Annotated in this window: 23 protein-coding genes and 1 pseudogene; 7 read left to right on the top strand and 17 right to left on the bottom strand. The window is 60.9% G+C overall.

Going from position 1 to position 18,249, the window contains the following annotated elements; genetic code table 11:
• Nucleotides 1-38: 38 nt before the first annotated feature.
• The 3 genes from FJ930_RS18450 to FJ930_RS18440 form a co-directional block, all read right to left on the bottom strand.
• A complete protein-coding gene (locus FJ930_RS18450; RefSeq protein ID WP_140739441.1) occupies nucleotides 39-725 on the bottom strand; it encodes a TerC family protein in 687 nt (228 codons plus the stop codon).
• Nucleotides 726-909: 184 nt separating this feature from the next.
• On the bottom strand, nucleotides 910-1,317 hold the full coding sequence (locus FJ930_RS18445; protein ID WP_181763418.1) for a DUF930 domain-containing protein: 408 nt from the start codon (nucleotides 1,315-1,317) through the stop codon (nucleotides 910-912).
• A 56-nt stretch (nucleotides 1,318-1,373) separates the two neighbouring features.
• Complete coding sequence (locus FJ930_RS18440) at nucleotides 1,374-2,072, bottom strand: DUF2161 domain-containing phosphodiesterase (RefSeq protein ID WP_141839605.1); 699 nt, start codon at nucleotides 2,070-2,072, stop codon at nucleotides 1,374-1,376.
• 53 nt (nucleotides 2,073-2,125) lie between these two features.
• Here FJ930_RS18440 and FJ930_RS18435 point away from each other — a divergent pair, with 53 nt between their 5' ends.
• From FJ930_RS18435 to FJ930_RS18425, 3 genes are all read left to right on the top strand, one after another.
• Nucleotides 2,126-2,308 carry a hypothetical protein gene (locus FJ930_RS18435; protein ID WP_140739432.1) on the top strand — a complete coding sequence of 61 codons (183 nt, stop codon included), beginning with the start codon at nucleotides 2,126-2,128 and terminating at the stop codon, nucleotides 2,306-2,308.
• Nucleotides 2,309-2,489: 181 nt separating this feature from the next.
• Nucleotides 2,490-3,131, top strand: coding sequence for a hypothetical protein (locus FJ930_RS18430; protein ID WP_141839604.1), 642 nt, complete (start codon nucleotides 2,490-2,492; stop codon nucleotides 3,129-3,131).
• Nucleotides 3,132-3,219: 88 nt separating this feature from the next.
• Nucleotides 3,220-4,017 carry a hypothetical protein gene (locus FJ930_RS18425; protein ID WP_140739427.1) on the top strand — a complete coding sequence of 266 codons (798 nt, stop codon included), beginning with the start codon at nucleotides 3,220-3,222 and terminating at the stop codon, nucleotides 4,015-4,017.
• Here the strand turns inward: FJ930_RS18425 and FJ930_RS18420 are convergent.
• Both FJ930_RS18420 and FJ930_RS30530 read right to left on the bottom strand, forming a co-directional pair.
• Entirely contained in the window at nucleotides 3,989-4,960 is a 972-nt protein-coding gene (locus FJ930_RS18420) for a phosphatase PAP2 family protein (protein ID WP_141839603.1), read from the bottom strand. The genes FJ930_RS18425 and FJ930_RS18420 overlap by 29 nt on opposite strands.
• A 187-nt stretch (nucleotides 4,961-5,147) precedes the next feature.
• A pseudogene (locus FJ930_RS30530) lies at nucleotides 5,148-5,252 on the bottom strand (alpha/beta hydrolase); the annotation flags it as partial.
• Between the two features lie 212 nt (nucleotides 5,253-5,464).
• Between FJ930_RS30530 and FJ930_RS18410 the strand changes: the two are divergent.
• Nucleotides 5,465-5,626 (top strand): GNAT family N-acetyltransferase, encoded by a 162-nt coding sequence (locus FJ930_RS18410; protein WP_246676951.1) that lies wholly within the window; start codon nucleotides 5,465-5,467, stop codon nucleotides 5,624-5,626.
• A gap of 45 nt (nucleotides 5,627-5,671) precedes the next feature.
• Here the strand turns inward: FJ930_RS18410 and FJ930_RS18405 are convergent, their stop codons facing one another.
• From FJ930_RS18405 to FJ930_RS18375, 7 genes are all read right to left on the bottom strand, one after another.
• Entirely contained in the window at nucleotides 5,672-6,490 is an 819-nt protein-coding gene (locus tag FJ930_RS18405) for an MBL fold metallo-hydrolase (protein ID WP_141839602.1), read from the bottom strand.
• A complete protein-coding gene (locus tag FJ930_RS18400; protein WP_140739418.1) occupies nucleotides 6,487-7,287 on the bottom strand; it encodes a TatD family hydrolase in 801 nt (266 codons plus the stop codon). The genes FJ930_RS18405 and FJ930_RS18400 overlap by 4 nt, the downstream gene beginning before the upstream one ends.
• Nucleotides 7,287-8,840, bottom strand: coding sequence for a methionine--tRNA ligase (metG, locus tag FJ930_RS18395; protein ID WP_141839601.1), 1,554 nt, complete (start codon nucleotides 8,838-8,840; stop codon nucleotides 7,287-7,289). The genes FJ930_RS18400 and metG overlap by 1 nt, the downstream gene beginning before the upstream one ends.
• Before the next feature lie 138 nt (nucleotides 8,841-8,978).
• The gene (locus FJ930_RS18390) at nucleotides 8,979-10,034 is read right to left on the bottom strand and encodes a DNA polymerase III subunit delta' (RefSeq protein WP_141839600.1); all 1,056 of its coding nucleotides are present in this window, start codon (nucleotides 10,032-10,034) and stop codon (nucleotides 8,979-8,981) included.
• Complete coding sequence (gene tmk, locus FJ930_RS18385; protein ID WP_181763417.1) at nucleotides 10,031-10,705, bottom strand: dTMP kinase; 675 nt, start codon at nucleotides 10,703-10,705, stop codon at nucleotides 10,031-10,033. The genes FJ930_RS18390 and tmk overlap by 4 nt, the downstream gene beginning before the upstream one ends.
• Before the next feature lie 80 nt (nucleotides 10,706-10,785).
• Nucleotides 10,786-11,949, bottom strand: a complete 1,164-nt coding sequence (locus FJ930_RS18380) for a D-alanyl-D-alanine carboxypeptidase family protein (protein WP_141839598.1) — start codon at nucleotides 11,947-11,949, stop codon at nucleotides 10,786-10,788.
• 98 nt (nucleotides 11,950-12,047) lie between these two features.
• Nucleotides 12,048-13,274 (bottom strand): septal ring lytic transglycosylase RlpA family protein, encoded by a 1,227-nt coding sequence (locus tag FJ930_RS18375; protein ID WP_141839597.1) that lies wholly within the window; start codon nucleotides 13,272-13,274, stop codon nucleotides 12,048-12,050.
• Nucleotides 13,275-13,869: 595 nt separating this feature from the next.
• Between FJ930_RS18375 and FJ930_RS18370 the strand changes: the two genes are divergently transcribed.
• A complete protein-coding gene (locus FJ930_RS18370) occupies nucleotides 13,870-14,082 on the top strand; it encodes a hypothetical protein (protein ID WP_141839596.1) in 213 nt (70 codons plus the stop codon).
• Nucleotides 14,083-14,133: 51 nt separating this feature from the next.
• Here FJ930_RS18370 and FJ930_RS18365 read toward each other — a convergent pair whose 3' ends face one another.
• Genes FJ930_RS18365 through FJ930_RS18355 form a run of 3 tightly spaced genes read right to left on the bottom strand, consistent with a single transcriptional unit; the run spans nucleotide 14,134 to nucleotide 15,427 of the window.
• Entirely contained in the window at nucleotides 14,134-14,424 is a 291-nt protein-coding gene (locus FJ930_RS18365) for a hypothetical protein (protein WP_141839595.1), read from the bottom strand.
• The gene (locus FJ930_RS18360) at nucleotides 14,421-14,648 is read right to left on the bottom strand and encodes a hypothetical protein (protein ID WP_141839594.1); all 228 of its coding nucleotides are present in this window, start codon (nucleotides 14,646-14,648) and stop codon (nucleotides 14,421-14,423) included. The genes FJ930_RS18365 and FJ930_RS18360 overlap by 4 nt, the downstream gene beginning before the upstream one ends.
• Complete coding sequence (locus FJ930_RS18355; RefSeq protein WP_141839593.1) at nucleotides 14,645-15,427, bottom strand: hypothetical protein; 783 nt, start codon at nucleotides 15,425-15,427, stop codon at nucleotides 14,645-14,647. The genes FJ930_RS18360 and FJ930_RS18355 overlap by 4 nt, the downstream gene beginning before the upstream one ends.
• Before the next feature lie 123 nt (nucleotides 15,428-15,550).
• Here FJ930_RS18355 and FJ930_RS18350 point away from each other — a divergent pair, with 123 nt between their 5' ends.
• Together FJ930_RS18350 and FJ930_RS18345 are read left to right on the top strand one after the other, a co-directional pair.
• Nucleotides 15,551-15,802, top strand: coding sequence for a helix-turn-helix transcriptional regulator (locus FJ930_RS18350; RefSeq protein ID WP_141839592.1), 252 nt, complete (start codon nucleotides 15,551-15,553; stop codon nucleotides 15,800-15,802).
• A gap of 238 nt (nucleotides 15,803-16,040) precedes the next feature.
• Nucleotides 16,041-16,232, top strand: a complete 192-nt coding sequence (locus FJ930_RS18345) for a hypothetical protein (RefSeq protein ID WP_141839591.1) — start codon at nucleotides 16,041-16,043, stop codon at nucleotides 16,230-16,232.
• A gap of 988 nt (nucleotides 16,233-17,220) precedes the next feature.
• Here FJ930_RS18345 and FJ930_RS18335 read toward each other — a convergent pair.
• Both FJ930_RS18335 and FJ930_RS18330 read right to left on the bottom strand, forming a co-directional pair.
• Nucleotides 17,221-17,415 (bottom strand): hypothetical protein, encoded by a 195-nt coding sequence (locus FJ930_RS18335; RefSeq protein WP_141839589.1) that lies wholly within the window; start codon nucleotides 17,413-17,415, stop codon nucleotides 17,221-17,223.
• Nucleotides 17,412-17,963 (bottom strand): hypothetical protein, encoded by a 552-nt coding sequence (locus FJ930_RS18330; protein ID WP_141839588.1) that lies wholly within the window; start codon nucleotides 17,961-17,963, stop codon nucleotides 17,412-17,414. Before FJ930_RS18330 ends, FJ930_RS18335 begins: the two co-directional genes overlap by 4 nt.
• Nucleotides 17,964-18,249: the final 286 nt, after the last annotated feature.

The following is an 18,249-nucleotide window of genomic DNA, read 5'->3' as shown; positions in this document are numbered from 1 at the left end:
CGATCAGGCAAACATGCCGGCCGGCCGTTGATTGCGGCTCAATGTCCGCTTGATCCGAACCAGGGTGCCAGGAAGGTGAAATGCTCGGGGAATTGCTGGACCGCGCCGTCAAGCAGCATCTTGACCGCGACGTAGAGAATGATCGCCAGGCCGATATAGGCAATCCAGCGGTACTTGTGCAGCAGGCGCGCGACGAAGGATGCGGCAAAGCCCATCAAGGCGATCGACAGGGCCAGCCCGACAATCAGCACCGTCGGATGGTTCATGGCTGCGCCAGCCACGGCCAGAACATTGTCGAGAGACATCGAAACGTCGGCAATGACAATCTGCCACGCGGCCTGCGAGAAGGTTTTACTTGGCCCCTTGCCGCCTACGACGCCATCCTTGTCGAAGTCGCCATTCGACAGCGCTTCGGTCGCGTCACGCTCCTGCTCGTGACTGACACGCAATTCGCGCCACATCTTCCAGCAGACCCACAGCAAAAGCAGGCCGCCCCCGATCAGCAGCATGGGGCCAATGGTGAGCAGCCATTGCGTGATCAGAGCGAAGAAAATGCGAAGAATGGTGGCCGCCGCAATGCCGACGAGGATCGCCCGCTTGCGCTGGCTGACCGGCAAGCCGGCCGCGGCGAGGCCGATGACAATGGCGTTATCGCCCGCAAGGGCAAGGTCGATGGCAATGACCTGAAGGAGGGCCGACAGGCCCGCGGCGGTAAATATTTCCATCGACCTGGAAGCCCTTCGCCGAGTGTTCGTCGTCGATTGTCAAAACGGGCCTAAAGGGATGGTCCGCTGCCGTCAAGACACAGCACTGGACAGCACTGGAAAACCATTTTCGTGGCCGTGGCATTACAGGGGATGTTCAGCCGCCGCCGGCTCGCGAGCCAAAGCGAACCCAAATTCGCGAAAACTAATCGTAGAGATTGTACTTTGCCCAGTCGGCTTCCGGGATCTCATCGCCGATTCGATAGCGGAGCTGGAGAACTTGCATATGGTCTGGTCCCGTCTGGCACTTGAATTTCAGCCGATACCACTGTCCTTTGCTGCGAAACGCCGCACCCGGGCTCCTGATCGCATCGGCGCTCATCTCGGGCGTCGAGAAGGCGTAGGCGACGACGCGATCGGCTTTGAACTTGCGATCATCGTGGGAGATCCGATCCAGAACTTCGGCATCGCACCGCTGCTCGAGGCGTGTTTGCGGATCAAGTTTCATCAGCCCGGCACGCAAAGCATTGTCCATTGCGCTGGCCGGGAAGGCCAGTATCAGGGACGCCACGGCCATCATGCAGAGTGTCTTCATGGGCGGGACAAGCAGCATATTTTGTCTGAAAAATCAACCAAGAGGGGTACTTCATGCCCGGCAAGTCCCCGCATTCAGGGGGTCGTCGCAATCAAAATCTCGTGTCGGGCTTCGTCATACGAGACCTGGGGCCAACGGACCAGCGAGGCGCGGCCGGCATCCGTGAGATCGTAGAGGCCCCGGTCCACGCGCGCGAACCAGCCATAGACATTGTGCTGCAGGATTTTCGGCGCGATCGGCGTCAGGGCCTTCAGATCGCGCGGCCGTTTGGGACCATCGGCCATTGCGGCCGCGCAGGCGAGGGCGCTTTGGCGGTAGGCGGTCATGATCGGATTGCGCGACCCTCCGCCCGCGACAGGATCGCCGCGGCGGCGCTGATGCTCGTCGACAAGACGGGAGCGGCGTCGCGCGTTCTTGCGCGGCGCAGGCGCGACCGGACTGAGAAGCACCTCGATGCGGTCAGTCGCGGTTACACCAAGCAAACCGAAGCCGAGCCGGCGGCAGAGGTTGCGAAACCTGGCGTCGCTTTCGCGGCCCTTGCCCCGCGCCGACATGCGCGCCGCCAGCCACACTTCGTCGCAAGCTGTCGCGCGGTCGACGCCTTGCAGCACCAGTTCGAGATTGAATTGCAGCTTCAATTCGCAGATGACGACGATCGCCGGCTCACCCTCGCGCAGCGCGACGATGTCGCAGCCGCCAATTTCCCCCTTCACGACGAAGTCGAGACTTTCGAGGAACCGCTTCACCGGCGCGTAGAGTGAGGTCTCGTTCATGTCTCAAGGCTTAGCCGATTCGACGCCAAAAGCCTTCCGGAGCGCACCATCGGATGCTCAAGAATGAATCTTTTCGCGTCAAAGCCGTCGAGGGCAACCAGCAAACCGTGATGGCATTCACCGCGGACGGTCAGTTCCTCGGGGCGACAAAGTTGGACGTGGCTTTCATCGTAGCCTTTCTCGAAGCGTCCAACAAATTGGAACAGGAACAAACTCCCTCCGACAAGGGCATTTGACCGCCGTCGATCTTTCCCGATCCGCCAGTGGCCGGCGATCCTCCCAAGACAGCAGAGCGGCCGGCAATCTCTATCCCATAGGGGCGGGTAGTCCAAAAGCAGAGACAGGTCGACAAGGCCCTCCAGTCTTGGTTCAAACCCAACGCCACCCCAACGCAACCAACGCAAGGAGTGACGGCACATGGCGCAAGCGCCCCTTTCGGACGAACTGGCGCAACAGGCTGCCGATGCTTTCAAGGCAGCCGGGAATAAAGCCGCAGCGGCCCGGTTGCTCGGGGTTGCTCCCGGCACATACGACAAGCGGTACAACATAGCAGCCGATCGCGGCATGTTGAAAGCCGATGACGCGGCTATTCTGGAAGCCGCTGCTGCGGGCGGGATTGATGATCCTCGCAACCTCGCCCCACTTCTGGAAGATCGTCAAGGACGAGAGCGGCAGCGGCTATTCGCTGTTCATCAAAAATCCACGCCCTTCGAAATCAAGGTGGCCGTCTCCGACGAAAGCACCGCCATCGCGACCGGCACCGCGAAAATCACATGGTATGCGCCGATGGACGCAACCATCACGGAAGTGTTCTTCGGTCTTTCGGCCCAAAGCTCTTCTGGCGCGGTGACGATCGACCTCAACAAAAACGGCTCCACCATGTTTTCGACCAATCCATCGGCGGCTGCGAACACCGACACCAACCTGGCGGGCGGCGGCACCGCCGGCATCCTTGGGACCACAACGTGGGCCAAGGCGGACAAGATGACCATCGACATCGACGCCGCCGGCACTGGCGCCAAGGGCCTCAAGGTCATCATCCGGGGCACCCGCTCATGATCGAACTGCCGCCGCCGCTGGTCTTGCCGGGCTAGCCAGCGATCATTCGGCCAATCGAAGGCGGTCTCTGGGCGACCTCGACCGCAAGATGCAGGGGCTCGGCCTGTCGCGCGATGTTCGCCGCTCGGTGCTTGCCGAGATGCGCAAGGTGGTCGGCGGCAAGCCTGAGCTGGTCAAGGCAACGGCGGGCGAAATGGCCCGCTACGGCAAGGATCCATCCCTTGCCTCGATGCTCATCAACCCGTTTGTCCTATCCTCGGGCACGCCATCGCTACCGTTGGCGAAGACCGACAATATCCAGACACTAAGCGCCACCACGAGCTACACCATCACGGCGGCAATCATTGGAGCAGCCGCCGCCGCACGCGTCATCTACATCACTGTGTCATGGTACGAGCCCACGTTCAGCGGCTCATCCATCTCAGCAATGACGGTTGGCGGTGACACCGCAACACGTGCCGTCCGAGCATTCAACGGCAGCAACTTCAACAATGCTGAAATCTGGTCATGCCCAGCAGGAACCGGATCGGGCATCGCTGCGAATACGACCGCCAACATCGTCATGACGCTCGTTCGCGATGTCAGAATGACGACGGCAGTCTATCGTGGCGACGGCTATTCAAGCACGGCCGGAACAACGGGGACCGGAACGACCAGCGCCTCAGTCACGATCGGCGCTGCCGGCATGGCTCTCGTTGTCTGCTGCAACATCCAGAATGCCGCCGGATCGATATCGAACGTGACCGAAGACTATAATTTCTCGGTCTCGGCCGGTGGCCAGCGGGGCATTCACGGCTCCAAGGAATCTGCCGGCGGTCAATCGCTGACCTCGACGTTCTCCAGCGCCTCGCCCAACGCTACTCTGATGGCAGCAGCGCCGTTCTAATCCGTCTGCCGTGGTCGGCCAACCTCCTGACACCGACGATGGCGGCGACTGCCACGAGCCCGCCAGCGATAACGTCAACCAGATAGTGCCCGCCTTCGGGCACGGTCGAGACGATCATCAGTGCATTGACGATGGCCACCGGGAAAAAGAACGGCGTGCGACGCAGCGCATATGTGATGACGATCCCGAGTGTGGTGTGGAACGACGGGAAACAAGTGATCCCGACCGTCTTGGAGATCAGGAAAATGAACGGCCCGGAGCGCAGCGCCTCGACCGTCGTGGCATGAGAGAGCCCGGCGTTCGTGAAGTGGTCGTAAAGCGACGCTGCCGGCTTGAAGTACAGATAGGGACCATCCACAGGCACCGCTGCCATGGTGATTGCGGTGAGAACCGACGAGGCGAACAGCACGGCGCAGAATTCGAGCAGCCTGCGCCTTCCGTTCACGCAGGCGTGCCAAAGCACCACGATTGGGATCTGCCAGGTCAGGGCGGCATAGCAGAACACGAGGACTGCGGCTGCCATCGGGAACGAATTCGCATAGGCGAGCGCGCTGGGCCAGTCGAAGCCGAGCGCCTTGTCTGCGTCGACCAGATAGGCATCCAGACGCGGCCTTGCCGTCGACGACGCCAGGTACATGAACAGGCAGCTTGCGACCGACATCGGGATGAAAGCCAGCAAGAAGATGGCGATGTTTTCGAAGGCGGCCGCGATTGCGCCCCACACCTTGGAAAGCCGAGAGCGCCGAGCCATCCGGGAGCAGACTGCGCCCGCAAGCCAATATCCCCCGGCAATCAGGCCGGCGATGATGACTGCAACGCCATTGGAACTGTCGACCGTGATGTTGCTGAACGGCAGCCATAGAAGGTCCGCAGCAACAAAGGCTGCAATCGTCAGGCCGATGACCTGTCCATATCTGTGGATTGCCGGATCTTGGTAACTCATCGCCCCATCCCGGCGCGAACAATAGTCCGAAAACCCGAAACTGCAACTTCCGCGATCACGGACCGGCTTGCTCGCCCGCTTTATCCCGCATCCGAAGCTGTCGAAGTGACGTTGTCGGGCAGGGCGCTACTCCTGCTATTGCGAGACCCAGGGGATTCGAACCCCTGTCGGCTACCAACGGGATCACAACCCGTTCGAGGAAGGCCAACAGCACTCCGTTGAACTGTATGGGTCGTTGCAGCGGAGCGAAATGGCTGACGCCGGGCAGGGCAATCAATGCTGCTTCCGGGATGCCGCCGAAATCCTACGCCAAGCCGTTCAGGGCGCAAGGCGCCGGCCGGCGCAAGATCACCCGCTGCCGCTCCTCCACAGCCACGTCCGAAAGTCGCATAAGATAGATTATGGAACTTAAAGATTAGCCTACGGTTGGGAATTGCCGCTGATTTTCATGGGTTTGGACGCGTGCGCAGCGTGGACGCTGTCGGCGCAAGCTGGTGCGCGGACATGTATGTCGAGCCTTCGCAACGGCGTCGCGGCATCGGCCAGGCGCTGATGGCTAAAATGCTGCACGACGACCAGGGTCGCGGTGCTCGGTGCTCATGGCGACGCACGCCGGAGCGCTGCTTTATCCCGGCATGGGCTATGAGCGGATTGGAACGCTGCTGATATTTGGCCCAAGGAGCCGAACATCCTCATAAGACGTCGTTCGTATCACGTTGTTTCATAAGGAATTTCGATCACCATGCCGTCATGGGCCGGGGTGACATTGGCCGGCACTTCGCCCTTGACCGTGGCATAGTCGAGCGGCACGTGCATGTGCGTCAGCACGGCGTGTTTCGGGGCCAGCTTTTCGATCCATTCAAGCGCCTGGCCAAGCGACAGGTGGCTCGGATGCGTCCTGTATTGCAATGCGTCGATGATCAGAACTTCAAGGTCGCGCAACCTTTCGACGGTGGCATCGGGAAAGTCGCTGACATCAGGGCAGTAGGCCAGCGTCCCGACGCGAAAGCCGAGCGATATGATGTCGCCGTGAACCTGTGGCAAAGGCTCGAGGGTGAGGGCACCCCCCTCTCCCTCGATCACCACCGGCCTGGCGTGGTCGATGATATGGGCTTCGACGATCGGCGGATAGGAACTGCCTGCTGGCGTCTCGAAGCAATAGCCGAACGCCTGGCGCAGCCGCAGCATCGTTGGCTGGTCGGCGTGGATATCGATCCGCTGGCGCTGATCGAGGACGAAGCCGCGTAGATCGTCGATGCCGTGGATGTGGTCCGCGTGCGGATGGGTGTAGACGGCCGCGTCAATGCGCCTGACAGAGGCCATCAACATCTGCTGGCGGAAATCCGGTCCGGTGTCGATGACGACGGTCGTGCGATTGCCGTTCGCGGCGATCCGCTCGACCAGCGCTGCCGTGCGCATGCGCCGGTTCCTTGGATTGTCCGGGTCGCATTTGCCCCAGTCGCCGGTGATGCGTGGCGTACCTGGCGACGAGCCGCAGCCGAGAATGGTGACGCGCAGGCTGTCGCTCATGCGTTGGACGCCCGCTGATCCGGGCGCGGCATTTTTCCAAACAGCCGAAAGAAGTTGTTCGTCGTCAACGCAGCGATTTCAGCCTCACTGACGCCAATCGTCTCGGCCAGCACCTTGGCGGTTTGCGCGACATAGGCCGGCTCGTTCCGCTTGCCGCGGAATGGTACTGGCGCCAGGTATGGCGCGTCGGTCTCGACGAGCAGCCGGTCATGCGGCACATCGGCGGCGATGGCGCGCAATTCGGCAGAATTCTTGAATGTCAGTATGCCTGAGAACGACACATAGCCGCCAAGCGAAACGCCCACCTCGGCCAGCCGGCGACCCGAAGAGAAACAGTGCAGGATGAAAGGAAAGGCACCCTTCCCCGTTTCCTCCTCGAGAATATCGGCCATATCCTCATCGGCGTCGCGCGAATGGATGACCAGAGGCAGTCCGGTTTCGCGAGCGGCGGCGATGTGCGCGCGAAAGCCCCGCGCTTGCGCATCACGCGGCGCCTTGTCGTAGAAATAATCAAGCCCGGCCTCGCCGATCGCCACCACCTTGGAGTGAGCCGATAGACGGACAAGGTCGGCGGCAGTGACGTCGAGCTCTTCTGCGGCATTGTGCGGATGGGTGCCGACCGAGCAATACACCTCGTCGAAAGTCTGCGCGATTTCAAGAATTTGCTGAAATCGCTTCACACGGGTCGATATCGTCACCATGCGGCCGATGCCGGCCGCCACGGCGCGGGCGACAATGGCCGCCCGCTCCTCGGCGAAATCTGGAAAATCCAGATGGCAGTGGCTGTCGACGAGCATCAGGCGTTCGCGTCCGGCTGGTCGACGTAACGCGGAAACACACCTTCCGGCACGGGCAAGGCGGAACCCGGAACAAGCGCATGGTCGGCGTGGACGTGCACGAAGTCGCGCCTGTCCGCCGGCACAGCCAGCAGGTCGAGCAACTTCGAGGCCGATCCCGGAATGTAGGGCTGGCAAAGCACCGCCACGCGCCGGACCACTTCGGCTGTCGTCCACAGCACCGTTTCCATGCGCTCCGGGCTGGTCTTTCTCAGCGCCCATGGCTCCTGCCCGGCGAAGTACCGATCGGCTTCCGCCACGACGCCGAAGATCGCCGCCAGCGCCAGATGAATGCCCTGTTCGGCCATCGCCTTGCGCGCGGCGGCGAGAGCGGCCACCGCCTGATCCAGGATCGCGCTGTCGGCATCCGTCAGGTCGCCGCGCTTCGGCACGACGCCGCCGCAATTCTTGGCGATCATCGACAGCGAGCGCTGCGCCAGATTGCCGAGGCCGTTGGCGAGATCGGCGTTGGTGCGGTTGACGATCGCTTCATGGCTGTAGCTGCCGTCCTGGCCGAACGGCACTTCGCGCAGGAAGAAATAGCGTACCTGGTCGAGACCGTAATGCTCGATCATGGTGAACGGGTCGATGACGTTGCCGACCGATTTCGACATCTTCTCGCCGCGGTTGAACAGGAAGCCGTGGCCGAAAACGCGCTTCGGCAGCGGGATGCCGGCCGACATCAGGAAGGCTGGCCAATAGACCGCATGGAAGCGCACAATATCCTTGCCGATGATATGTGCATCGGCCGGCCAGAAACGCCAATTCTCAGCCTTTTCATCTGGATAGCCGACACCGGTAATGTAATTGGTCAACGCATCGACCCACACATACATCACGTGCTTGTCGTCACCAGGCACCGGCACGCCCCAATCAAAGGTCGTGCGCGAGATCGACAGGTCCTTCAGCCCCGATTTGACGAAGCTCATCACCTCATTGCGACGCTCGGCCGGGCCGACGAAGTCGGGCTGGCCTTCATAGAGGGCAATGAGCTTGTCCTGGTAGGCCGAGAGGCGGAAGAAATAGCTCTCCTCCTCCACCCATTCGACAGGCGTTCCCTGTGGTCCATAGCGGACATCGTCGGGATGGACCTCCGTCTCCTCCTCGCCGTAATAGGCTTCGTCACGCACTGAGTACCAGCCGGCATAGCCGCCCTTGTAGATATCGCCATTGGCGTCCATCGCCTTCCAGATCGCCTGCGAAGACGCGTAATGCCGTTCTTCCGTGGTGCGGATGAAATCGTCGTTGGAGGCGTTGAGCGCGGCCGCCATGCGCTTGAAATCGGCTGAATTGCGATCGGCCAGTTCGCGTGCCGAAATGCCTTCGCGCTTCGCCGTCTGCAGCATCTTGATGCCGTGCTCGTCGGTGCCCGTCAGGAAGAAGACTTGCTTACCGTCGAGCCGCTGGAAACGGGCGAGCGCGTCGGTGGCGATCAGCTCGTAGGCATGGCCGATATGCGGCTTGCCGTTCGGATAGGAGATCGCGGTCGTGATGTAGAATGTGTCGCGTGACATGAATGAACCGTCATGAATGTCTGAATGGGAGCCGTGGCGGTGGATATCGCATCGGAATGGCGATTGCCATCCCGAGACCAATGCATGCCGCCAAAAGTGGCCCCGGGTTTGGACCAACGGCATGCATCAATAAGGCCGTCACATTCGCATCGCAGAATTCAGGCGGTCGATCATGGTAAGAGCGTGCTGCTTCTTGTCGAGATTGTAGGTGTCGGTTTCAGATATAGCGTCCAGCGCCTCGTGCCAAGTGTCCGACAGCGCTTTGGCACGCGCAAGGTCCCCGTCCAGGGCAGCCCGGCTTGCCGCGTCCGATAAAAGATCGAGCGCACGGCGATTGAAGATGTCGAACTGGATCGCCTGATCGCGTCCAGCGACGGCCTCGGCAAGGCGGTAGTTTGCACCGACGTCGCTCTTTCTCGTCGCCACAAGGGCATCGAGCGTCTGGGCGATCTCCAGCCCGCCATACTGCGTCAGCAGGATGGCGTTGCGGACGCTGCCCCCTGCCCGTTCGACCAGTGCCGCCTGTGCTGCGGGATCGTCCGGAGGCGGCGGTTCGGCGGTCTTCAGCACCGCCAGCAAGTCGTCGGCGTCGAGCGGCGTCAGGCGCACCACCTGGCAGCGCGAGCGGATCGTCGGCAGCAGGCTGCCCGGCGCATGGACGATGAGAATGAACAGCGTTCTTGCCGGCGGCTCCTCGAGGTTTTTCAGCAAGGCGTTGGCGGCATTGGCATTCATGTCGTCAGCGGGATCGACGATCACCACCCTGTAGCTGCCGTCATGCGAGGTCAGCGACAGGAAGCGGCTGACCTTGCGTATCTCATCCACGGTGACGACGGTCTTGAAGCTCTTGGTCTTGTCGTTCAGCGGACGGGTCAAATGCAGCACGCCGGGATGTGCGCCGGTTGCGATCTGGCGAAACAGCGGCGACGCCGGATCGGGCACGGCAAGCCTTTCCGGAGCCTGATCGAAGGCCGGGTATTTCAACAGATGATGCGCAAGATGGAAGGCCAGCGTCGCCTTGCCGATGCCGACCGGTCCGGCGAAGATCAGCGCATGCGGCAGCTTTCCCGACCGATAGGCGGCGGCGAGCATGCCGGCCGCCTGCCCGTGTCCGACGAGACGGGGGGTTTCGGCAGGCTCGGGCACGCCGTCCAGCGTATCGTGCTGTTCCGGCGCGATGCGTTCGAAGATCATACCGGTGCGGCCTGCCTGTTGCGCGCTGGTGCCCTTGCCTCCAGCGCCGCGAACACGGCCGCGGTGACGACGTCCTCCACCGTGTTAGGATCGGCCGACGCGTCGACGACGATGCATCGTTCCGGCTCGGCCGCGGCGATGGCCAGGAAGGCATCGCGCCGGGTCTGATGGATGGCGAGCGTCTCCTTTTCGAAGCGGTCGGCGCCCGCGTCACTGCCGCGCCGCAGCGTCGCGCGCCTGAGACCCTCGGCCGGATCGATATCGAAGATCAGCGTCATGTCCGGCATCATGCCGTTGATGGCGACCTGCTCCAGCGCTTCCATGAACGCCGGGTCGATCCCACCGGTGACACCCTGATAGACGCGCGAGGAATCCAGGAAGCGGTCGCACAACACGATGGTGCCGCGCTCGACCGCGGGTCGGATGACCTGCTCGACATGGTCGGAGCGCGCGGCGGCAAAGAGCAGCGCTTCCATCTTCGGCCCGAATGGCTCGGCGGCGCCTGAAAGCAGCACATGCCTGACCGCTTCGGCGCCTAGCGAGCCACCCGGTTCGCGCGTGAGCAGGACATCATACTTCTTGGCGCGCATCTTTCTCGCCAGCCGCTCGATCTGCGTCGACTTGCCTGCGCCCTCGCCGCCTTCGAAGGTGATGAAAAATCCGCGCGCCAATCGAAAGGCCTTATCCATGTTGGAGTGGATTGTTGCGCTCTAGATAGTCCGCGTTCGGGGAAACGTCCATGCCGTCGGTGCTATCGCAGCCAGCCGATCGCCAATTCCTTGACGGCATCGAGTGCGCGTTGCGGCAAGGTGCCGACACTGATCGACTCGGCGGCGAAGAGTGGCGTCTCCTGGCTCAGCGTATCACCGATCCAGACGCGCAGCGCGCCTACCGGCTGCCCTGCCTCCACGGGAGCAGCGACCGGGCCGGTGTAGACGATCCGGGCCGTCAGCTTGTCGCGGTTGGTGATCGGCAGGAAGATGTCGATCGGCCCTTTTGCCTTCAGCGTCACGCCGGATTTCGCGCCGCCGAAAACCTGGGCCTCGCCGATCACCTCATCGCTGGCGAAAATCTCGGTTTTCTCGAAGGACCGGGCGCCCCAGTCGAGCAGCTTGCGCGCCTCTTCGGCGCGTTCCTTGTCACTGGCCAGCCCGCTCATCACCGCGATCACCCGGCTGCCGTTGTGGCTGGCCGAAGCGACGATACCGAAGCCGGCCGCCTCGCTGGCACCGACAACCAGGCCATCGGCGCCGATGTCCATGACCAGCAGCGGGTTACGGTTTTTCTGGGTGATCTTGTTCCAGGTGAAATCCTTCAGCCCATAGTAGCGATAATAATCCGGGTAATCGCGCCACAAATGCAGGGCAAGCTGCGCCAGTTCGCGCACGGTCGTCTGCTGGCCGTCCGCCGGCAGACCGGTCGAATTGACGAAAGTCGATGTCTTGAGGCCGATCTGGCGGGCGCGTTCGGTCATCTGCGCGGCAAAATTGTCCTCGGATCCGGCCATGCCTTCGGCGATGACGATGCAGCCATCATTGGCAGCCTGCACGGTCACGCCCAGGATCAGGTCCTCGAGGCGGATCGCCGATTTGAGCTTGGCAAACATCGTCGACGTTCCCGACGGCGCGCCGCCCTTGCGCCAGGCGTTTTCACTTACCACGAACGTATCGTCGAGCTTGAGGCGCCCGGACTTGAGGGCGTTGAAAACCACTTCCATGGTCATCAGCTTGGCCATCGAGGCCGGCGGGATCGGCTTGTCGGCATCTTTTGAGAACAGCACCGTGCCGGTATCGGCATCGATCATGAAGGCCTGTGCGGCCTTGGTCTCGAAAAGCTGTGCGCGGGCTGGGGTCAGAGAAAGCAGGAGACCGAGAAGAAGAACCCCGGCAAAAGACTGAAGCAAGCGAAACTGCATGAAATTCGACCCGTTGGCCGGTCCCTCCGGCAAGCCAGCGAAACTATCGGGCTTTTTCCAGGAGGGATCAACTGTTCAGCGGAAATCCGTGTCGCTTATCAGTCGCGCACAACCAGTGCATCGGGCGCGCCATGCGTCCACGCCGCCTGCAGCAATTCGTCCACCCCGCCATGGCCATCCGGATAAAGATTGACCGCATACCAGTCATTGCCGTCGAGATCGGAGCGCTGGATCTCTATTCTGCCAAAGGGTTCGAGTGCGGCGGCCACGCGCTTGGCTTCAGCGGCATTGTCGAAGGTACCGGCGGCGACATAGTCGGAGGTGGACGCTGACGCCTTCGGATTGGATTTCTTCCACGACCGCAAGATGTCGGCCGGTGACATGCCGCTGTCGTCCAATGCGGCAAAAACATCTGCACGCCGCACGCGTTCATCCGCATAGGACAGCGAGGCCACGGCGAATGGCGATTGCGGCGGCAGGCGGATGTCCGGGCGCTCTGGCACGATCGGACCGAAATCGGGCAGTGCCACGTCGCCGAAAGCCGGCGCCTGCGCCGACAGGGCAGCCGGCTGAGCGAAGGCCGGGCCGGCATCCGTCATCTGGCCCGGGAACGGCGCGGCGGCAGCACCCACCGGCAGACTCGGCGACGGTCCGTTCATGGCGACCATGACGCCACTCGGCAGGCCGTCCGACGGGTCCGGGCGCCTGTTGCCGGGGTGGTAGGAGGCCATCAGGTACTGATCGTCATCGCCGTCGAGCGGCGCGCGCCCGACATATTCCACCTTCACCTCGGCGGTGCCGATATTGGCATAGTCGAGCATCTCCGCGGCACGCTGCGACACGTCGATGATGCGGCCTTCGTGGTAAGGTCCGCGATCATTGACGCGCACGATGACCGAGCTGCCGGTCTTGAGATTGGTGACGCGGGCATAGCTCGGCAGCGGCATGGTCGGGTGCGCCGCCGTCAGGTGCGCCATGTCGTAGACTTCGCCGTTGGCGGTCAGCCGGCCGTGGAAGGCATCGCCATACCAGGAGGCCAGACCGACCTTGGCGTAGCGCTTTTCTTCCTTCGGATAGTACCACTTGCCGCGAACCTGGTAGGGCTTGCCGAGCTGATCACGGCCGCCGCCACGCCGCATGAAGGCAACGCGCGGGCTGGCTTTCACGCCATATTCGGTTTCGGCGAAATATTCCTTGGATCGATGCTCGGGATTGACCATCGCCTTCGGCTGCGGCGACGCACAGGCCGCCAGCAAGGCAGCCGACACGGCAAACAGCGCAATCGTGGAAGCACGACGAAGACGCGGGCGCGTCGCAGCCTGCATTTTCCTGAAATCCCCTACAGTCTCAATCAAAGACGCCGTCGTTTGACATCAGAGGAGCCAAAGCACTCACTCGACAATACCAAAGGCGACTAGAACCCCGATCCTTTGTGCGCAGGAATTGTTTATCACGATATTAACCGATTGTGGCCGGAAGCGGGCAAGATTGTGACGCTGCTTGCCGCCACTTCGCCAGCCACACGGCGCGCGCGTCATGGAAGCCGGTTGACAGGTCTTTGTCAGGCACACTAGAGCAGTCGCCTGTGATGCACAGTCACTGGAGGGATGGCCGAGCGGTTTAAGGCACCGGTCTTGAAATTCGCTCGCTGGCGTTGTTGAGCGTCCCGGTTCGTCCCTTGAAGGCCTTGCCCGTCAAGGCTTTGCCAGTACGTCAGCCTCCATTGTACCGCGCCGTACCGTTGGATGCCGTTGCATTGCGTTGCAAAAAGCGTAGCAAGCTGTTCGTCTATTGTTCCCCTCTCTGCCCTAACGGCAGATATGTCCATCAAATTGGGAAATCCTTCCCCTCCGGGATCATCTGGCAAATCCTACGGGGGTGTGCGACGGTCGAGTAGACTTGGGCACACGAGGGGCTAATATGGGAACAATGCTGGAAAACCACATTGCCTGGATGAAGAGGCAGGTAGCTAGCCTGACAGACCAAATTCGGATTATCGAAGAAAAAAAGGCCCGGTATTATTCGAGGCACCATGACGGACCAGAGGTCGAGATGACCCAGTCATTTCTTGCCGAGAATAAGCGTCAAAAGGTGGAGCTTGAGGAGCTTCTGAAGCAATACGACAAAGGCTGAGAGGCCCGCCACCGTGAGGTAGCGGGCTATTTGTCAAACGCGTTTGACTTTTCACCAGCCGTTGCGGTGCCATGCAGGCCCTTCTTGCGGGATATCGGTATCGTTCGACCAGCAGACCGTTTCACCATCCGGTTGCGGTTCGCGCTCGTCATCCCCTTCCCGATCATCATTGGTTCCTGACCAGCCGGTGAGGTATGCCTCCTCGTCCCCGGTCGACTCCAGATCCGGGTCACCATCCAGGGCGTCCAGCATAGCAATCAGCATTTCAACCGTGCGCTCGATGCGCTGGCGCCGAGCTGGGGACAGCGGCAGGAAATCGGAAGGGTTCGCGCGCGCATTCATGACATCACGTCCTCTCCGGCGATCCAAGCTTCCCGCGTTCTGGCGAGCCAATCCCTGATCTCGTCCGAGGTCGCGCCCTCGCTTCGCATCGACAAAACATGGTCCAAACGCTGCTTGATCTGCGTCAGAAGGCGGTCAGCCGCCTCGGGAGGCAGATCATCAAGCATTCCATCGATGCTTCTCCGGCGGGCGGACACATCGCCTTGAGTGATGAGGCGGCTCACGATTGCGCCTCCCCTGCCAGCCGCAACACGGTAGCGGCGAGGCTTGGCGCCCATGCCGCCGCCTCGGGCGTAAGAAGACGCTCCCAGCGGTCTGCGTGGCCCCAGGCTTGCAGCGCTTGCGCCTTTATCATGACCCCGGCCATCGTGGTTTCGGGCAGCGCCATGATAGCGTCGATAGCCGCGACCAGGGCTTTTGTCGCCATGCTCTTGCGTTCATCCGCCGCCTTATAGCCAGACGCTTTCAGGATGCGCGCCTGTTCCGCTTCGTACTTGGCGGCGACGGTGTACTCCGCAACTAGCTCGTCAAGGTGCGCTTCCCACCCCTCCCGGTCCCGCCCGTGGATCTTGCGCTTGTCGATCGACTTGCCCTTCAAAATACGCTCGGCCTGGTCGATATACCAATCCAGATCATCACAGGAGTCGATGCCGACAAGCTTGTCATTGCGGTAGATGCCGTGCCCCGTGATATCGCGCTCAGTGACGCGACCGTGCGAGCGACCGGTGAGGATTTCATCCGGCGCAGAAGGCCAGAGCTTCGACCACTTCTTGACGATTTTCGAGCGGGCATTCTTCGCGACCCGGTACTCTTCGGCAATCGCCGGGAAGGCATTCCCGAGCCGGACCAGTTCCGGGTTTTCTTGGATAGCGGCCGAATGTGCATGAGGCGCTACCGTGACAGCGGCAGCGGCGGTCGATGCAGCGGCGAGGCCGAGCAGCAGACGGCGGCGGTTAAGTGTGGGCAAACCTTCGGCGGCTGCCCGAACAGAGGTGTTCGGCATTGCATTTGCTCCTAGTTGGTTCTAATACCCTATTTGCAGGGTAATTTAACCATAGGCGCGCTTACCCCTTGCCGTCAACACATATTTGGTTATAAAACACATCTAGACAGATGAGGAACCCACATGCCAGTCACAGGAAACCAAATAAAGGCAGCTCGCGCGCTGGCCGGAATGGATCAAAAGGGCTTGGCCGATGCCGCTGGCGTCGGGATAAACACGATCCGAAATTTCGAGGGATGGGGAAAAGAAATCGTTCGCGGCCGGCTCGATACTATGGAGGCGATACGGGAAGCGTTCAAAGTCGCCGGGGTAGAGCTTCTTGAGGACGGCCAGTCATCGACCGAAGGTCGAGGCGTGCGCCTCAAACAGGTGTAAGATGCGTTTCGTGTGTAACGCGAGGCCACCCCCGATCCGTGGATCATCGAGCACAAGCGCCCGCTCGGGCTTCGCGGGCCGGACGTGAACACCAACTGCGGCCCAGACCCGGCCGGCTGGTCCTGATAAGCCGGCACTCCCGATTGGTACGAAATCGGACTCTGATTCTCACTTGATCTGGTGATTTCGGTGGCCTTATAAAAACGGACGTTACCCTTGCTCTCTGGGGAGGCATGCGATGGATAACGTGGTTCCGTTCCGCAATGTTGTGGCCCGTGTCGAGTTGGCGGAAGCTTGTGGCGAATGGTTAGTCCGCGTCACGGAACACGACCAAGAACTTACCCGAGCATTTGAACTGGAAAAATACGCCCTGTCGTATGCTGAAGGCCAGCGGATACGGCTAGGATTGCATACGATCACCCGGACATAAGCCCTTCACCGGGCCTATCCAGTTCCATCGAATGAACGGCGTCGCCCCGGCATTAACTGCTTTTGCAATCGCTCCCTTGAAGCCCCGACTTTGGCCGTCATATTCCGTATATGGTTGGTAGGGACATTTCCATCTTCGATCTCGACGCGCTTCGCGAGGCGTTCATGCAGTCTGTCCGCGAAAACAATGTCTCGCCTGCCGAATGGGGCGAACATGCCCAATGGTTCATTCAACAGCTTGCGGTCGACAGATTTTCGAAACTGACGGTTAGCCAGGTCACCCGTGCGCCGGACGATAGCCAGGCATAGCCGCAAAGGAAAAGCCCCGGAACTGGGTCGGTTCCCGGGGCCTAGCCATGGACGCAACACCTACCATGTCCGCTTTTAAGCGTGGCCTAATATAGTAAATGAAAGATAAAAGGCCGTCGCTCAATTGCGAAGCGCGGCGTCAACATCAACACTAAGCGGCATGGAGAAGCGCGGAGTGCCTGGAATCTCCCTGAGGTCTGAGCCAGCTTACGCTGGCGGCGCAGCAGCTGTAATGAGCGCCTGCAACTGGTTCAAGAGCGCTTTGCCTTCTAATTGCCGAAGGTCATAGCCCTCCGATTTTAGCAACTGACGAAGACTGGGCAAATTGTTGCACTTGCCTGATCGGGCTAATTCGAAAGCGCGTTCGAGCGTCGTTTTGTTGGGATCCATAGGGCGGCATTTCTGTGCCCGTTCTGTGCCGTTTGTGTGGCGGAACCTACCGACCGGAACCGGTTCAAACAGTAGCTCCCTTTGGCCCCTTCGCACCACATTTCTGATATGAACCATCCTGTGGATTGTAACCGCTCATTCACCATGCGCCGGCAATGCCGTTGTGAGTGCCAGCAATAGGCATAGCGTGGTCGTGCACCCTCTCTGGTGAAACAGACGACCGGGCCGCTTCAACGCCCCCCGCTCGGTTGTCCGGTCGTCTGCCTACTTCTCACCCTTCGCTTCAACACTCAGCGCTTAACCGCACGATATTGTCGCGCTGCTTCAGCCAGCACAAAATTGACGGAAGCTCGATCCGCGACAGGTAGATCGTGTTGCTCTTCGACCGTCTCTGGCTCCAGGTCAGCGTCGCCGTCCAGTTCGTTCAGAACGCCGATCAGGTGCTCTATCGTGGACTCGATGCGCCTTCGAAAGAACGCACTCATTCGTCGATCCACTCGATTTTGAGAACGCCCCCGAGCGCCTTGACAGCACGGTGAATGGCATCTGTGCTGACCCTTTGGCCCTTCCCATGACTTCGAAAGATGCGTTGGTTTCCAAGGGACCGATCGAGGTCCGCTCCAGTCATGTTCAAGTTGAAGGCCCTTCGGCGAACCTCATCAAAGAGGGGATTGCCACTTTCCTTGGGCGGGCGCTTCGCGATGTTGATCTTTCGATACAATAGCCGGTTGTCGATCTGAGCGACGGTGAGACCAAGCTCGGCCGCAATCTGCTTCCGAGTGTCACCGGCTGCGGCCATCTGGCGGAGCTTCTTGTCTTGGGCGCCAGTCCAAACGTTTTGTATCTTGTCGGGAACGAGGCCGCATTTCTTGGCCATGAAACGCATCGCGCCTGCCGTTCGATGAGGCAGCACCTTTCTTAGCAATGCGATATCCGGCCAATGCCTCCGCAGAATTTCGGTTTCCGCAAAAGTCCAGGTGTCGTCGCGGCGAATGATCCGCGCGCGGCGTATAGGACCAAGATTGCCATGCATCTGCTCATCTCCATTTGGATGCCCGCCGCGTTTCGGAGAATGAGGGAAAGGACTGCCGGTCCAAACGGGATTGTTGTGGCAATACCCGCGTTCCACAGGGGGCCGGAAAGCGAGCGAGGATTGTAATTGCGAAATGTTAGGTGATTTGACGTCACGTCACGGCTCATCCCGACAGATCACGCGGCGCACGAACCGGATTTCAGCTAGGCGCCGTGTATGGACGGCTCTCCGTTGGCAAGGGATTCTTTGAGCTTTGCCTTTGCTGGTTGGTGCGGCCATGTATCCG

Source organism: Mesorhizobium sp. B2-4-15 (assembly GCF_006658505.1).
Classification (GTDB): Bacteria; Pseudomonadota; Alphaproteobacteria; order Rhizobiales; family Rhizobiaceae; genus Mesorhizobium.
This window is presented reverse-complemented; position numbering and strand designations above follow the sequence as displayed.

What these genes read in the sequence shown, in the direction of transcription:
- FJ930_RS18330 (WP_141839588.1), bottom strand. Translation starts at nt 17,963, where the DNA reads ATGCATGGCAATCTTGGTCCTATACGCCGCGCGCGGATCATTCGCCGC.
- metG (WP_141839601.1), bottom strand. Translation starts at nt 8,840, where the DNA reads ATGTCACGCGACACATTCTACATCACGACCGCGATCTCCTATCCGAAC.
- FJ930_RS18370 (WP_141839596.1), top strand. Translation starts at nt 13,870, where the DNA reads ATGGGAACAATGCTGGAAAACCACATTGCCTGGATGAAGAGGCAGGTA.
- FJ930_RS18365 (WP_141839595.1), bottom strand. Translation starts at nt 14,424, where the DNA reads ATGAATGCGCGCGCGAACCCTTCCGATTTCCTGCCGCTGTCCCCAGCT.
- FJ930_RS18410 (WP_246676951.1), top strand. Translation starts at nt 5,465, where the DNA reads ATGTATGTCGAGCCTTCGCAACGGCGTCGCGGCATCGGCCAGGCGCTG.
- FJ930_RS18400 (WP_140739418.1), bottom strand. Translation starts at nt 7,287, where the DNA reads ATGCTCGTCGACAGCCACTGCCATCTGGATTTTCCAGATTTCGCCGAG.
- FJ930_RS18380 (WP_141839598.1), bottom strand. Translation starts at nt 11,949, where the DNA reads ATGCAGTTTCGCTTGCTTCAGTCTTTTGCCGGGGTTCTTCTTCTCGGT.
- FJ930_RS18435 (WP_140739432.1), top strand. Translation starts at nt 2,126, where the DNA reads ATGCTCAAGAATGAATCTTTTCGCGTCAAAGCCGTCGAGGGCAACCAG.
- FJ930_RS18350 (WP_141839592.1), top strand. Translation starts at nt 15,551, where the DNA reads ATGCCAGTCACAGGAAACCAAATAAAGGCAGCTCGCGCGCTGGCCGGA.
- FJ930_RS18440 (WP_141839605.1), bottom strand. Translation starts at nt 2,072, where the DNA reads ATGAACGAGACCTCACTCTACGCGCCGGTGAAGCGGTTCCTCGAAAGT.
- FJ930_RS18375 (WP_141839597.1), bottom strand. Translation starts at nt 13,274, where the DNA reads ATGCAGGCTGCGACGCGCCCGCGTCTTCGTCGTGCTTCCACGATTGCG.
- FJ930_RS18425 (WP_140739427.1), top strand. Translation starts at nt 3,220, where the DNA reads ATGCAGGGGCTCGGCCTGTCGCGCGATGTTCGCCGCTCGGTGCTTGCC.
- FJ930_RS18420 (WP_141839603.1), bottom strand. Translation starts at nt 4,960, where the DNA reads ATGAGTTACCAAGATCCGGCAATCCACAGATATGGACAGGTCATCGGC.
- FJ930_RS18335 (WP_141839589.1), bottom strand. Translation starts at nt 17,415, where the DNA reads ATGAGTGCGTTCTTTCGAAGGCGCATCGAGTCCACGATAGAGCACCTG.
- FJ930_RS18345 (WP_141839591.1), top strand. Translation starts at nt 16,041, where the DNA reads ATGGATAACGTGGTTCCGTTCCGCAATGTTGTGGCCCGTGTCGAGTTG.
- FJ930_RS18430 (WP_141839604.1), top strand. Translation starts at nt 2,490, where the DNA reads ATGGCGCAAGCGCCCCTTTCGGACGAACTGGCGCAACAGGCTGCCGAT.
- FJ930_RS18450 (WP_140739441.1), bottom strand. Translation starts at nt 725, where the DNA reads ATGGAAATATTTACCGCCGCGGGCCTGTCGGCCCTCCTTCAGGTCATT.
- FJ930_RS18355 (WP_141839593.1), bottom strand. Translation starts at nt 15,427, where the DNA reads ATGCCGAACACCTCTGTTCGGGCAGCCGCCGAAGGTTTGCCCACACTT.
- FJ930_RS18390 (WP_141839600.1), bottom strand. Translation starts at nt 10,034, where the DNA reads ATGATCTTCGAACGCATCGCGCCGGAACAGCACGATACGCTGGACGGC.
- FJ930_RS18405 (WP_141839602.1), bottom strand. Translation starts at nt 6,490, where the DNA reads ATGAGCGACAGCCTGCGCGTCACCATTCTCGGCTGCGGCTCGTCGCCA.
- FJ930_RS18445 (WP_181763418.1), bottom strand. Translation starts at nt 1,317, where the DNA reads ATGCTGCTTGTCCCGCCCATGAAGACACTCTGCATGATGGCCGTGGCG.